14 protein-coding genes and 2 pseudogenes are annotated in these 12,289 nt (G+C 65.5%); 7 read left to right on the plus strand and 9 right to left on the minus strand.

Features of this window, described 5'->3' with window-relative positions:
• Positions 1–3 precede the first annotated feature (3 nt).
• Entirely contained in the window at positions 4–885 is an 882-nt protein-coding gene (locus tag DM992_RS40410) for a helix-hairpin-helix domain-containing protein (RefSeq protein ID WP_111021816.1), read from the plus strand.
• A gap of 87 nt (positions 886–972) precedes the next feature.
• Positions 973–1,311, plus strand: coding sequence for a hypothetical protein (locus DM992_RS43340; RefSeq protein WP_239511553.1), 339 nt, complete (start codon positions 973–975; stop codon positions 1,309–1,311).
• Positions 1,312–1,448: 137 nt separating this feature from the next.
• Here the strand turns inward: DM992_RS43340 and DM992_RS40420 are convergent, their stop codons facing one another.
• A complete protein-coding gene (locus tag DM992_RS40420; protein ID WP_111021817.1) occupies positions 1,449–2,408 on the minus strand; it encodes an acetyltransferase in 960 nt (319 codons plus the stop codon).
• Positions 2,409–2,452: 44 nt separating this feature from the next.
• Between DM992_RS40420 and DM992_RS40425 the strand changes: the two genes are divergently transcribed.
• Complete coding sequence (locus DM992_RS40425; RefSeq protein WP_204356223.1) at positions 2,453–3,439, plus strand: ribose-phosphate pyrophosphokinase; 987 nt, start codon at positions 2,453–2,455, stop codon at positions 3,437–3,439.
• A gap of 79 nt (positions 3,440–3,518) precedes the next feature.
• Here DM992_RS40425 and DM992_RS40430 read toward each other — a convergent pair whose 3' ends face one another.
• Positions 3,519–4,253, minus strand: a complete 735-nt coding sequence (locus DM992_RS40430; RefSeq protein ID WP_239511554.1) for a hypothetical protein — start codon at positions 4,251–4,253, stop codon at positions 3,519–3,521.
• 104 nt (positions 4,254–4,357) lie between these two features.
• Between DM992_RS40430 and DM992_RS40435 the strand changes: the two genes are divergently transcribed.
• From DM992_RS40435 to DM992_RS40445, 3 genes are read left to right on the plus strand one after another with little or no spacing between them, the layout of a single operon-like run.
• Positions 4,358–4,759 (plus strand): transposase, encoded by a 402-nt coding sequence (locus DM992_RS40435; RefSeq protein ID WP_162631865.1) that lies wholly within the window; start codon positions 4,358–4,360, stop codon positions 4,757–4,759.
• A 44-nt stretch (positions 4,760–4,803) separates the two neighbouring features.
• Positions 4,804–5,097 (plus strand): IS66 family insertion sequence element accessory protein TnpB, encoded by a 294-nt coding sequence (tnpB, locus tag DM992_RS40440; protein ID WP_051889781.1) that lies wholly within the window; start codon positions 4,804–4,806, stop codon positions 5,095–5,097.
• Positions 5,098–5,148: 51 nt separating this feature from the next.
• A complete protein-coding gene (locus DM992_RS40445) occupies positions 5,149–6,699 on the plus strand; it encodes an IS66 family transposase (protein WP_111021702.1) in 1,551 nt (516 codons plus the stop codon).
• Between the two features lie 58 nt (positions 6,700–6,757).
• Here DM992_RS40445 and DM992_RS40450 read toward each other — a convergent pair.
• The 7 genes and pseudogenes from DM992_RS40450 to DM992_RS40485 all read right to left on the minus strand — a co-directional run.
• Positions 6,758–6,982, minus strand: a pseudogene (locus DM992_RS40450) (hypothetical protein); the annotation flags it as partial.
• Positions 6,979–8,355 (minus strand): annotated as a pseudogene (locus tag DM992_RS40455) (nicotinate phosphoribosyltransferase). The pseudogenes DM992_RS40450 and DM992_RS40455, both read right to left, overlap by 4 nt.
• Before the next feature lie 739 nt (positions 8,356–9,094).
• Positions 9,095–9,334, minus strand: coding sequence for a hypothetical protein (locus DM992_RS40465; RefSeq protein ID WP_111021819.1), 240 nt, complete (start codon positions 9,332–9,334; stop codon positions 9,095–9,097).
• A complete protein-coding gene (locus tag DM992_RS40470; protein ID WP_239511556.1) occupies positions 9,318–9,707 on the minus strand; it encodes a hypothetical protein in 390 nt (129 codons plus the stop codon). The genes DM992_RS40465 and DM992_RS40470 overlap by 17 nt, the downstream gene beginning before the upstream one ends.
• Before the next feature lie 210 nt (positions 9,708–9,917).
• Positions 9,918–10,367 carry a CBS domain-containing protein gene (locus DM992_RS40475; protein ID WP_111021820.1) on the minus strand — a complete coding sequence of 150 codons (450 nt, stop codon included), beginning with the start codon at positions 10,365–10,367 and terminating at the stop codon, positions 9,918–9,920.
• Positions 10,368–10,428: 61 nt separating this feature from the next.
• Complete coding sequence (locus DM992_RS40480) at positions 10,429–11,079, minus strand: BON domain-containing protein (protein WP_111021821.1); 651 nt, start codon at positions 11,077–11,079, stop codon at positions 10,429–10,431.
• 72 nt (positions 11,080–11,151) lie between these two features.
• Positions 11,152–11,565, minus strand: a complete 414-nt coding sequence (locus tag DM992_RS40485; RefSeq protein WP_111021822.1) for a hypothetical protein — start codon at positions 11,563–11,565, stop codon at positions 11,152–11,154.
• A gap of 394 nt (positions 11,566–11,959) precedes the next feature.
• Here DM992_RS40485 and DM992_RS40490 point away from each other — a divergent pair, with 394 nt between their 5' ends.
• Complete coding sequence (locus tag DM992_RS40490; protein WP_111021823.1) at positions 11,960–12,175, plus strand: hypothetical protein; 216 nt, start codon at positions 11,960–11,962, stop codon at positions 12,173–12,175.
• Positions 12,176–12,289: the final 114 nt, after the last annotated feature.

The raw sequence follows: 12,289 nt of genomic DNA on the forward strand, positions 1-12,289 counted from the left end.
CGAATGCACACCACCGCACCCCTCGCGTTCCCGGACAATCAGCGCATCGCCGGCTGTCTGCTGGAGGCGGCGCGGCGTCTCGACGCGCAAGGCGCCAATCCATTCCGGGTCGGCGCGTATCGCACTGCTGCGGACACCATCGATCATCTCGGCTCGGACATCCGTGCCCTCTTTGATGAAGGGGGGATCGATGCGCTCGATGCGATCCCGGGCGTCGGCAAGGGCATCGCGAGCGCTATCGCCGAAATGCTAATCACTGGTCACTGGGGCCAACTGGAGCGGCTACGCGGGGATACCGATCTTGCGGCCCTGTTCCAGACGGTTCCTGGCATCGGCCCGGAACTTGCCGCACGCATTCACGATACGCTGCGTGTCGAGACGCTCGAGGATCTCGAACTGGCCACCCGCGATGGACGTCTCGACCGGATCGAAGGCACGGGCCCGCGACGTACGGCAAGCGTTCGCGCGGTACTCAACGACATGTTGAGCCGGCGGCGGCGCTGGCCACATCTCCGGCGACACGCCGCGCCGCACGCCGAACCTGACGTCTCCCTGCTTCTCGAGGTAGATCGGCTCTATCGCGAGAAGGCCACCGCCGGGGCGCTACCGACCATCGCGCCCCGGCGATTGAACCCGCAGGGCAAGGCGTGGCTACCGGTGCTTCACGTCACCCGGGATGGATGGCATTTCACGGCACTCTTCTCCAATACGCTGCGCGCGCATGAACTTGGACGCGTCGAGGACTGGGTCGTGCTCTATTTCTACAACGATGGTCATGAGGAGAATCAGCGGACCGTCGTTACCGAGACGCGTGGGTCGCTCGCGGGACAAAGAGTGATTCGCGGGCGCGAGACGGAATGCCGGGCCCACTACGCCACGGCGTGAGCGGTTGTCGACCGGTTACAGCCGCCCCCACGGGGGCCAGCCTGGCCGCTGAAACGGTCTTAACCGAACCCGTTCGCCGCACAAGTCATGTCGCAAGCGCTGGAGCAGGCGCGCGCCTCCGGGTGTTTACAACCGGCGTTCGAGCTCAAGCTGGTCGTTAGGCGAGGCGCCTACATCTGCGGCGAGGAGACCTCGCTGCTGAATGCGCTCGAAGGTCACCGCCCGCAAGTGCGACCACGACCACCCCAGATTACCCAGGACGGACTCTTTGGCGCACCCACGCTGGTGCAGAATGTAGCTAGTGCCCGGAGCAGTCGAACAGCGTCCAGCGCCCGCCCCGAAATACCTCCGCATGGTGCTCCACGACGCCTCTCCCCGCCGATGATGGCGCTTCATCTTCCCGGGCGGAACGGCCGGCAGGCTTAACATGCGTCAACCGCCCTGCATTGCGTGGCGCCACGATTGCAGCGAGTCCTGCCACGCAACGGCCACCGTTCAGGAGCATCCCGATGACACCCGTTCCGGCTACGCCGTACCGCACCAACGAGCGCGCCTGCGTCGGCTCACGCGGCGGGGTACGCGTTCGCGAGCGCCTCGACGAACGCATCGAGACGATCGGGCGCGAGCCGGTTGATGCCGGCTGCTGCTTTCCGGCCGCCCCCCTCCGGAAATGCTCGGCAAAGACGATCGGCATCGACCGGTGCGGCAACCGGTGCGCGAACGCTGACGGTATATCCGCCCGCTGCCGCGAAAGTAAGCACCGCGTGGGCGCGCACCGCGCCCCTGCATGCGAGCCGGTTGGCAAAGACACCGCGCACTCGGCGCGCCCAGCGGGTGTCGGGAAGGATGTAGACGTCCGCCCCCGGCAGCGCGATGTTGGCGCGCTGTCGCTCCGCACGCGCGATATCGCGTCGCCGGTTGACGTCGAGGCGCCGCGCGAGCGGCGACCTCGCGAACTCGAGCGGGTTCGCATAGTGCCGCACCGCCGCATACACGGCCAGCGGTGCCATGTAGAGGTCGTCCGGGCGATCGCCGTAACCGTTGTAGTTGACGGATTCGCCGAGCACCTGCAGACGGTAGGCATCAGTATCCGTCAGGCCGCAGGCGGCGGCGAGCCTGCCTGCCACGCCGACGAGATTGTCGCCATAGGCACCGACCACCGCCCAGAGCCGCTGCCGGCCCGCCAGGTACCGGTCGACGATGACGCTCGTACAGGTGTCCGGCGCCGTGTCGATATACGCGCGAAGGTGCGGATGAGCGGGCACGGCGCCGGGCATGTGGTGATCGAAATAGTCGACGTCGACCCCGCGCGCCAGCAGCGCATTGAGTGCCGCGCGGTTCGCGTCGAGCGAAACGTCCAGGACGGTGACGATGTCGCCCCCGGAGGCCGGCACGCGCGCGAGCAGCGCGATGTCGCGCTTGCACCCCGTCACGAGCACCGACTCGGCCGGCATCTCGAGCCGGAGCTGCTGAAGCGAACAGATGCCGTCCGCATCACCGTTGAACACGTCAAAGCGCGTCATGATGCGCGACGCCCGATAACTGCATGAATCGAGGTAGCCATGCCATGGAACGACTCCCTTTCAGCCTGTTCGCGTTCGACTCGTGTCGCGCCTTCGGCGAACGAATCGCGGCCCGTCTCGGCGTCACGCTCGCCGCGCACGAGGAACGCCCGTTCGAGGACGGCGAACACAAGACGCGTGCGCTGGTCAGCGTGCGCGGACACGATGTCTACGTCGTGCAGTCGTTGCACGGCGAGCCAGGCAGTTCCGTCAACGACAAGCTGTGCCGGTTGCTGCTGTTCATCGGTGCGTTGAAGGACGCGTCGGCCGCACGCGTCTGTGCGGTAACGCCCTACCTGTGCTACTCGCGCAAGGACCGCCGGTCTCAGCCGCGCGATCCGGTCTCCACGCGCTATGTCGCCCTGTTGCTCGAAGCGGTGGGCGTCGATCGTGTCGTCACGATCGACATCCACAACATCGCGGCGTTCCAGAACGCGTTTCGCTGTCCGACGGAGCATCTCGAGGCGAACGGCATGCTGGTCGACTGGTTCGCCGCGCAAACGGGCGAACGGCCGGTCGTGGTCGTATCTCCCGACGCGGGGGGCGTGCGGCGCGCCGAGGATTTCCGTACCCGGCTGGAAGCGCGCATCGGGCGCCCGGTCGACGCGGCATTCGCCGGCAAGCTGCGCAGCGGCGGCATCGTGACACCCAAGCCGATCGTGGGCGAGGTCGCCGGCCGTTGCGCCGTCATCGTCGACGACCTGATCGGCACCGGGACGACATTGGCCCGCACGGCCGAGGATTGCCGCACGCTCGGCGCGCAATCCGTCTACGCGGTCGCGACGCACGGGATGTTCTTTGACGACGCGGCCGACCTGCTCGGCGGCGACGCGCTCGCCGGCATCGCCGTGACCGACACGGTGCCGCCCTGGCGCGTGCCGGCCGGGCCGCTCAGGGACAAGCTCGCGATACTCGACAGCGCGCCGCTGTTTGCCGAGGCGATTGCGCGTATCCATCGCGGCGGCTCGCTCACGGACCTGCTGCGGCGCTGACGTGGCTGGCCACCCACGTGCGCTCGCAGGCGTCGGCGTGCCGCCGGGCAAGCGCGATGTACGTGCTCGCGCGCTCGCGTCAGACCGGCGTCGCCCTGAACGCGGGCTCGCGCAGGTGCCACACGGCAAGCCGCGCGCGCGTCATGGCCCGGCAGCTCTGGTAGAAATGCACGCATCCGTCGTCGACATCGTCGCCGCTCGCCGAGCGATAGGCATCGACGAGCGCGTCCGCGAAACCCGGCGCGCCGAGACGCTCGCATTCGAGCGCGAGAAAGCCGACCTCGTCGGCCGCATCCTGGACTCGCAGTCGTCTGCAGAATTCGAGGCAATCGATGATCGCGACCGGATCGTCGATGCAGACGTGTTCGGGACGCAGATCGCCGTGCCCTTCGACGACATGCCCCTGCCGCACACGCAGGTCGAAGCGCGCGGCTTCACACACGAGCAACGAACGCTGCCGCGCGCAGAGCGTCCGCACGACATCGGCGGACTGGCCCGCGAGCGGCTTGCACAACGCGCGTTCGTTGGTGTCGATCGTGCAACGCAGCGCTTCGCGATACGCCGCACCTTCGATTCGCGCGGGTGCCAGGGCATGGTAGAACGCGCTCAGGCGAGCCGCGATGCGACACGCATCGCCTGCGGTAGCCATGCCGCACGACAACACGCGGTCGAGCATGCGTGCGGCCGGCAGGCGCCGCATCCGGACCAGCCAGTCGACGATTTCGCCGGGTCCGTCCGCATGCAGGCAACCGCGGGCGTCGACGACGAGCGGTACCACATCGAGATAGACGTCGGGCGCAAGCCGACGGTTCAAACGCACCTCTTCGCAACAGAGTAAGCACTCGACACGTACCGTCTGTTCATGAGGGCGCGGCACAGGCAATCTGATTCCCATCAAATGTAATGGGAATCAGATTGATGAAGCCAGTGGTGCATGGAAGACAACCGGGATCGAGGAACTACACGAAGGAGTTTTGGGAAGCGGTTGCTGCCGAAGCGAACGATCCGAATCGCTCGATTGCCGAGGTGGCCCGTGCGCATGGCTTGAACGCCAATATGGTCGCGCAGTGGCGAAGAAGCTTGCTAGATGCGCAACGTGCAGCGTCGATACCAAACGTCGCGCTGCTGCCTGTTGAGGTGGTCGATCTGCCAGCGAAAGACATCCCAAACCACGCGCTGGCGCAAACGCTGGATAGGTCGGCGAGCCCGGCGATGCCGCCGGGCTGTGAAATCGAGATCGAGGTCGGCAAACGACGTATTCGTATCCGCGGTGTGTCGCAGGAGTTCGCCGAGCAGTATTTACGAGACTGTCTAAAGTGATCCCGCCGAACACGCGAATCTGGATCGCAGCGGGCGTCACGGACATGCGTTCCGGCTTCAACTCGTTGGCCGCGAAGGTCCAAACCGTGCTGGAGAAGGATCCCTACAGCGGGCACGTGTTCGTGTTCCGGGGTAAGCGCGGCGACTTGCTGAAGTGCTTGTGGTGGTGCGACGGTGGCCTGTGCCTGCTCTCGAAGCGCCTCGAGAAAGGACGTTTCGCGTGGCCGCGCGCCGATGCCGGTGTTGTCGCGCTCACGACCGCTCAGCTCGCGCTCTTGCTCGAAGGTTTCGATTGGCGGCAGCCGATCGATGCAGCTCGCCCGAGAAGCGCGTTGTAAACGTTCATTACGCGTGGAGAGCTTGATGGTGGCGTCGTGTAAGCTCACTGCATGTCTGCTGCTCCCGCCGATCTCCCCGACGACATTGACGCGCTGAAGGCGATGGTCGCCAATTTGCGCGAGCAGCTCTCGTCGCGCGCGATCGAGATCGAACATCTGAAGCTGATGATCGCCAAGCTGCGCCGGATGCAGTTCGGCCGGAAATCGGAGAAGCTGGATCGCCAGATCGAACAGCTTGAATTGCGGCTGGAAGACCTGCAGGCCGATGAAGGCTCGGCCGATATGGCCACGGCTGCTGCAGTGAAACGGCCGAGTCGCGAAGGTGTGGGCCGCAAGCCGTTGCCCGATCACCTTGAGCGCGAAGAGCGCATCCATCTGCCCGCCGACGATGACTGCCCCGATTGCGGCGGGCAACTCAAACCGCTGGGCGAAGACGTCGCGGAACAGCTCGAATACGTCCGGGCGCACTTCCGCGTGATTCGCCACCGCCGTCCGAAGTTGGCCTGCGCATGCTGCGATCGCATCGTGCAGGCCGCGGCACCGAGTCGACCGATCGATCGTGGCATCCCGGGCCCAGCGCTGCTCGCGCACATCGCCGTGTCGAAGTTCGCGTACCACATCCCGCTGCATCGCCAGGCAGTCATGTACGCGCGCGACGGCGTCGAGATCGATCCGGGTGCGATGGGGTATTGGATGGGAAGCATCACAGCGTTGCTCGCCCCGCTGGTCGACACCGTGCGCCGCTACGCGCTGGCCGGCGGCAAGGTTCATGCTGACGACACGCCGTTGCCAGTGCTGGCGCCCGGCAACGGTCGCACAAAGACAGGACGTCTGTGGGTCTACGTGCGTGATGACCGGCCGAGTGCCTCCGAAGAGCCGGCGGCGGTCTGGTTCGCCTACACGCCCGATCGACGGGGCGAGCATCCCCAGCAGCATCTTGCAGACTTCGCCGGCGTGCTGCAGGCCGATGCGTTTGCCGGCTATGCCGAGCTGTATCGCGGCGGCACCATCCAGGAAGCTGCCTGCATGGCCCACGCTCGCCGAAAGATCCATGATCTACATGCCGTCCGTCCCAATGCGGTAACGGAGGAAGCGCTGCACCGGATCGGCGCGCTCTACAAGATCGAGGAGCAGATCCGTGGCAAACCACCTGATGAGCGGCACAGTGTGCGCCAGGCGCGAGCGGTACCGCTGCTCGACGACATGAAACGCTGGTTCGAAGCAACGCTCGCCACGCTCTCTGCAAAATCCGACACGACCAAGGCGATTCAGTACGCTCTGAATCGCTGGCCGGCGCTCATCTACTACTGCAGCGACGGGCGTGCGGAAATCGACAACCTGATCGCCGAGCGAGCACTGCGCGGCGTCGCCCTCGGCAGACGGAATTACTTGTTCGCCGGCGCCGACTCCGGTGGCGAACGTGCCGCCGCGATGTATAGCCTGATCGGCACGGCACGCCTGAACGGCCTCGATCCCGAGGCGTATCTCGCCTACGTGCTCGAGCGCATTGCTGACCATCCGATCAACCGCATCGACGAACTGCTGCCGTGGAACGTGGCTCTGTCGCTGCCGTCTACTGCTCACGTCGAGCCCATCCGATAGCATCGCGACTCCCCGTCGTCGACGACCTACGCTACGGTGCTGATCGAGTGCTTACGCAACAGAAGCGATGGCGCGCGGCCAGCGTTCGAAAATCGAGTTGCGGTGCGCGCACGGGCTTCTTGAGCTTCCACGCGTACCGTTCCGTCAGGAATACCCATGACATGTGCGTCTCCACGCCCTCGACCGATCTCGTGCCGTCTGGCCAGGCCGCGGGCTCGCGCAATGCGGCCACCTTGTCGCGCAAGGTGATCGCGCGGCCGGCCGGGATATGGGCATCGTTCATGCCGCTTGCTGCCCCGCGTGCGTGTCCGATCTGGCATGCTCCTGCGCGACGAGTGCCGCCAGCGCCGGAGAAATCGCCGGCTGCAGCGGCATGACGGGCGCCAGCGCATGCATCGGATCGGGCAGCGTGGACAGTTCGCGCATTGCGTGAATGCGGCTCTCGCCGAGCGTGGGGGCCGCGAGTCACGCCCCTCCCATCATGACGGGACGCAACAGCGGGGTTCTGTCGATATGCTCGCCGTCGAGTCCGAGGCAGTCGGCGGCGATTCGCCCGTCCGGGCCGTATTGCCGGAACACCTGCTTGCGGCCGGGCAGCGTGGCCTTGCCTTCCGAGCGTTTGCAGCGCGGCCGGCCCGCATACTCGACGAGCTTGTACGCGCAGTCGAGGCACGGTGCGTCCGCCGACGTACTCATCTGCGTGCCGATTCCGAAACCGTCGATCGGCGCGTGCTGGTGGACGAGTTCCTGCAGGCGGATTTCGTCGAGATTGCCGCTCGCGAAGATCGTCGCGTCCGTCAGGCCACCGTGGTCGAGAATCGCGCGCACGTTGCGCCCGTGCGCCGCCAGATCGCCGCTGTCGATCCGGACACCCTTGATGCGCACGTCGTCGGGCGCAAGCCGCCGCGCCAGTTCGACGACCTTGTGTGCCGCGTGCTCCGTATCGTATGTATCGATCAGCAGCAACGCGTTATCCGGCTGCGATCGCGCGAAATGCTCGAACGCGAGCGCTTCGTCGTCGTGCGCCTGGACGTATGAATGAGCCATCGTGCCGTACACGGGAATGTCGTAGCGCAACCCTGCGAGCAGGGTCGCCGTGCCGTTGAATCCTGCCAGGTAGCTGGCCCGCGCGGACAGCATCGCCGCCTCCGCGCCATGCGCGCGCCGCATGCCGAAGTCGACCAACAACCTGCCATGCACGACGAGCGTGACGCGTGCGGCCTTGCTTGCAACCAGCGTTGCGTAATGGAGCAGGTTCATCACGCGGCTTTCGACGAACTGCGCCTCGCGAAACGGCGCCGTGATCCGCAGGATCGGTTCCTCGGCGAAGAACACCGTGCCTTCCGGCATCGCGTCGACCGTACCCGTAAAGTGGAAGCCGGCGAGCGACGCGAGGAAATCGTCTCGCAAGCTCCCGGTCGCGGCCAGTCGTTCAACGGCGGCAGCCGGAAAGCGCAGGCCCTCCAGATAGTCGAGCACGGGCGCTAATCCCGCCGCCATCAGGAATGCCCGATGCTCGGGAAGCGCCCGTACGAAGAACTCGAAGCTGGCCATGTCGTTCATTCCAGCATCGAACGCGGCCTGCATCATCGTCAGTTCATACCAATCCGTCAGCAGCACGTCGTCGACGTCAGCGTCCGGCCAGGATCCGTTCATCATGCGCCCTCCCGCGTCGCTCGCGCGCAATCGTGCAGCCGGGACCCGGTCGCTGCGATGCTAACAAGCGTCGCTTCCGTCATTGCGGCGCGGGGCCCGGGGTCGACGGAACCGCGGTCCACACGCCATTGCACGACGCGACATACGGATAGTATCCGCGCGGGTCGTTACAGTAGTACCACGCACGTGCCGGCGGTAGCCGGGCTGGGGTCGGTGGCGGCCGCTGAACGACGATCGCAGGCGGAATGTAGGTCGGATACGGATACATCGGTTCAGGATAGATGTACCAGTAACCGTCGACGATCCACCACCACGCGTAACGCCCGCCGTGCCAGTCCTGGACCCATCGACCGCGCTGCCACCGCGTACGCTCCCTCGGCGCAAAATGGCGAAAGTCCCGCCCGTGGAAATCCCTGCTGTGGAAATCCTGACGGGGTACATGCCGCGCATGCTGCGCATGTGCCGGCTGCGTCGGCACGCAGCACGCCGACGCGCACAGCGCGAGAACGCGGCATGCGCATCTGAGCCTGTTCATGGTCGTCTTTCTTCGCGGAGATGCGATCCATCGTATTGAGGCCGTGCCGCGCGGCTTTGACCGGGATCAACGCATGCTGGCGGCCCGGCGGGATGCCGGCGACGCGGCATTCGCAGGGCCCGGATCATGACGCGCGCGCAGGGTCCGTGTCGCCGTGCTCGCCGGTTCGCATGCAGCGCAGATGACCGTGAGCAACGCCGTCCGTCAGTACGTGAAGGTGTCCGATTTCTTCATTTCGATCCATGTCATACCGCTGCGCAGCCCCTCCAGCGCTGCCTCGCGCTCGGTCGCGAATACCCGGTGATGCGGGAAGACATGCTCGCACTTGCAGTCGGACGAGCGGATCATCACGTGGACACGGCAGCGGTAGCCGCCGGTCGCAACGCCAACCGTTTCGATCGCCACGGTCCAGTCCGTCTCGTTCAATTCACCGGAGATCGTCATGATTACCCCCTTGCTTGCCGTGCGAGCGCATCCCGCTTCCATCATCGGTTGCGCCACGCCGCGAGGCGCGATGGTGATTTCCGGCCCGCCGCCGGAAGATCCATATCGGGCCGACGACGAGGCCGAGGATCGCGGCCCACAGCAGAAGCACGTAGCCGAACAATTGCCAGAACTCACCGACCCGTTGCTGCAGGATCCATGTGCGGTACGACGCGACGTCGCTCGCGGCGTCCGGATACGACGCGCGATAAACGAACAGAGGCAGGCAGACGTCGTGTTCCGGAATCGGTGCTGTCAGCAGCGATCCGGCCGGCCGAGCGCTCACGCGCCCGCATTCCGGCGCGGTCATGCCGGCCAGGACACCGGTGCTCACCGGATGATCGTGGATCGCCCCGAGCCACGTCGTCGCGCTCGACAGCAGTAGGCAGAGACCGATTGCGCCGAGCCACCGGCGTATCCGGTTGCGCGGGTCGGTTTGCCGGCCGCGTGTCATGGGTTCGCGCGCGGCCGGAGGGCGCGTCGCACCGGCATCGAGATCGTCGCTGCGCCATACCCGGCGCGACGGAAGCTGGAATCGACCGGATCAGCCACGCTGCTTCTCCTCGAAATACGGCTGGCGGGCCGCCACGAGCCGCAACTCGTCGAGCAGCGCCGCAGCGGCACGCAGCAGATCGTCGAGCGACACAATGCCGACCAGTTCGCCGTCGCCGCCGACGACCGGCAATCGACGGACGCCGTGCTGGCGCATCCGCTTCGCGAGCAGCCAGATGTCGTCGTCGACGTTCGCGGTCGCGACGGGCGCCGACATGATGTCACCGACGAACAGCGAGCCGGCCTGCGCATCGGGGCTGACCACCGTCAGCACGATGTCGCGATCGGTCACCACACCGACCGGCACGCATTGCCCCTCCTGTTCGCGCACGACGATCAGATCGCCGGCGTGCGCGTCGCGCATCATTTCCGCCGCCTCGACGACGGTTGCTTGTGCCGAACACGTGGCAACATCGCGGGTACAGAGCATCGCGGCATTCATGTTCGTTCTCCCGGCCGGGGCGAGGCGGACCATCGATCGATGTCCGCCGCCGCCCGAACCATCATGCAACGGTAAGTTGATCGACCACGTCGCGCACGCCGGGCGCCGACCACGCGGCATCGAAGGCAAGCCGCCGTTCGCTCAGCGAGCCCACCTGGCCGGTCAACGTCACGCAACCATCCTGGACGGTAATGCCGACGTGTGCGGCCTCTTCCGTTGCATGCCGAATCAAGGCCGCCTGGATCTTGCCCGCGATGTCGGATTGCGTCGGATGCGGCCGGACATGGATCTCGTTGATGATCCGGGTGACGCCACGCAGCCGCTCGACGGCCCGCTCCGCCTCCTGCATCTGGTAGCTCCACATCACCTCGCCCGACAGCGTCACGCACCCGTTCTCGACGGTCACGTGCACGGCCTGCTCGCCGAGCCCGGCATCCCACTGCAGGAGCGAGCGTGCGGCGACGGCGATGTCCTCGTCCGAGCGGCGCTTGCCGTCGTCCGTCCGCACCCCGAGTTCCAGCACGATGCCACGCACGCCTTCGATACGCTCGACGGCCTTGCGCACGGCGATCTTCTCCAGATAGCTGGAAACGTGTCCGGTCAGCGTCACGATGCGTTCGTGCACTTCCACGCCGATGCGCACCGCATCGATCGACGGATCCCACTCGAGCTCCTGCTCGACGTCCTTCTTCAGCTCGCTGTCGGTTTTCATGGCCATCGACTCCTGTCCGCAATCGATGAAAACAACAGTAATGCCCGCTGCACCGCGTGGAATTGATACAGGTCAGTGCGCGGCGTGGTGCGCGATCGCGGCCGATGTCTCCGCCGCGATCGCGCGAAACGCCGTCGTGACGTCGACGTTGCGCCCTTGCCTGGCGCGATCGCGTCTGGCGAGTCGCAACACCATCTGGTGCCCGTCGGCCGACAGGCAGGCGGGCGCCTCGGCAAGCGACGCTGCATCCAGTCGAACGAGACCGCGATCGACGAGGCAGCGCAGGTCGGCGAGATCGCCCTGCTGGCGCCGCGGCTCGCTGGCGAGCACCATCAGGATCGCGATTTCGTGGGGACTCAGCAGCCGGTCGCCGTCGCCGTCGATCGGGTGATGCTGGTGAGGCATGGCAGCCGACACGCTCAGTGCCGATGCTTCGGAACGGGAAATGATCTGGCGATTCGACGTGTTCGTAAACAAGGCGGGCATGATGGTGTCCGTATCATGAACGTGAAGACGCAGAAGGCACGGAACATGTCGGTCGAAGTCGACATGCAAGAAGATGAATATTCGCTCCTGCCGGCCAAGCGTTCTTGATGCAGGTCATCCGGCAGACGCGAGCGATCGAAACGTTCCCCGATTCGTCTGACGCAATGCCATCGAAATACCGATGCGCACGCCTTGCGAGACCGGGCCGGATTGCTTGCCCGGTCTTCGCGTCGAACTTCTCGTCTCACCGTGCGGCGTGAAATCGCTCGATCCAGTACTGCGAATCATTTTTCAGTCACCGAAAAATCGGATGAATTCGATGCATTGAGTGAAATCAAGACGTGACTGATATCGGGAATCCAACATGAGTCATTCAATGCAACGGAGACCATGCATGAACTGGTACTGCGACGTCGAACGCGAGCTTTCACATATCGAAGGATCCATTCGTCTGCTAGAGCAGACCCGGTCCTGCTTCCACAAGCAGGCATCCATAACCGACCCCGCGTACTGGCGCGCAAGACTGAATGCTGTCAGGCAGACGGCTGAGCGGAACAGCACGCTGCTGCGCCGGACCGATGAGATCCTCGCACGACTCGAACGGCTTTGACCGCTACGTGTGGTTAGACGGCGATCCGGACGACCGCAGGTCCGACCGTGCTTCGACTTCGACAACCGGATTTCGCGTCAGCGCACAGCAACGCACGCCCTCGTGCCAACAGGA

Source organism: Burkholderia sp. JP2-270 (assembly GCF_003233675.1).
Taxonomy (GTDB): domain Bacteria; phylum Pseudomonadota; class Gammaproteobacteria; order Burkholderiales; family Burkholderiaceae; genus Burkholderia; species Burkholderia pyrrocinia_C.

Coding starts and splice junctions, on each gene's coding strand:
- DM992_RS40485 (WP_111021822.1), bottom strand. CDS start 11,565: ATGCCCGCCTTGTTTACGAACACGTCGAATCGCCAGATCATTTCCCGT.
- DM992_RS40410 (WP_111021816.1), top strand. CDS start 4: ATGCACACCACCGCACCCCTCGCGTTCCCGGACAATCAGCGCATCGCC.
- DM992_RS40475 (WP_111021820.1), bottom strand. CDS start 10,367: ATGAATGCCGCGATGCTCTGTACCCGCGATGTTGCCACGTGTTCGGCA.
- DM992_RS40420 (WP_111021817.1), bottom strand. CDS start 2,408: ATGACGCGCTTTGACGTGTTCAACGGTGATGCGGACGGCATCTGTTCG.
- DM992_RS40425 (WP_204356223.1), top strand. CDS start 2,453: ATGGAACGACTCCCTTTCAGCCTGTTCGCGTTCGACTCGTGTCGCGCC.
- DM992_RS40480 (WP_111021821.1), bottom strand. CDS start 11,079: ATGAAAACCGACAGCGAGCTGAAGAAGGACGTCGAGCAGGAGCTCGAG.
- DM992_RS40445 (WP_111021702.1), top strand. CDS start 5,149: ATGTCTGCTGCTCCCGCCGATCTCCCCGACGACATTGACGCGCTGAAG.
- DM992_RS40435 (WP_162631865.1), top strand. CDS start 4,358: ATGAAGCCAGTGGTGCATGGAAGACAACCGGGATCGAGGAACTACACG.
- DM992_RS43340 (WP_239511553.1), top strand. CDS start 973: ATGTCGCAAGCGCTGGAGCAGGCGCGCGCCTCCGGGTGTTTACAACCG.
- DM992_RS40465 (WP_111021819.1), bottom strand. CDS start 9,334: ATGACGATCTCCGGTGAATTGAACGAGACGGACTGGACCGTGGCGATC.
- tnpB (WP_051889781.1), top strand. CDS start 4,804: ATGCGTTCCGGCTTCAACTCGTTGGCCGCGAAGGTCCAAACCGTGCTG.
- DM992_RS40490 (WP_111021823.1), top strand. CDS start 11,960: ATGAACTGGTACTGCGACGTCGAACGCGAGCTTTCACATATCGAAGGA.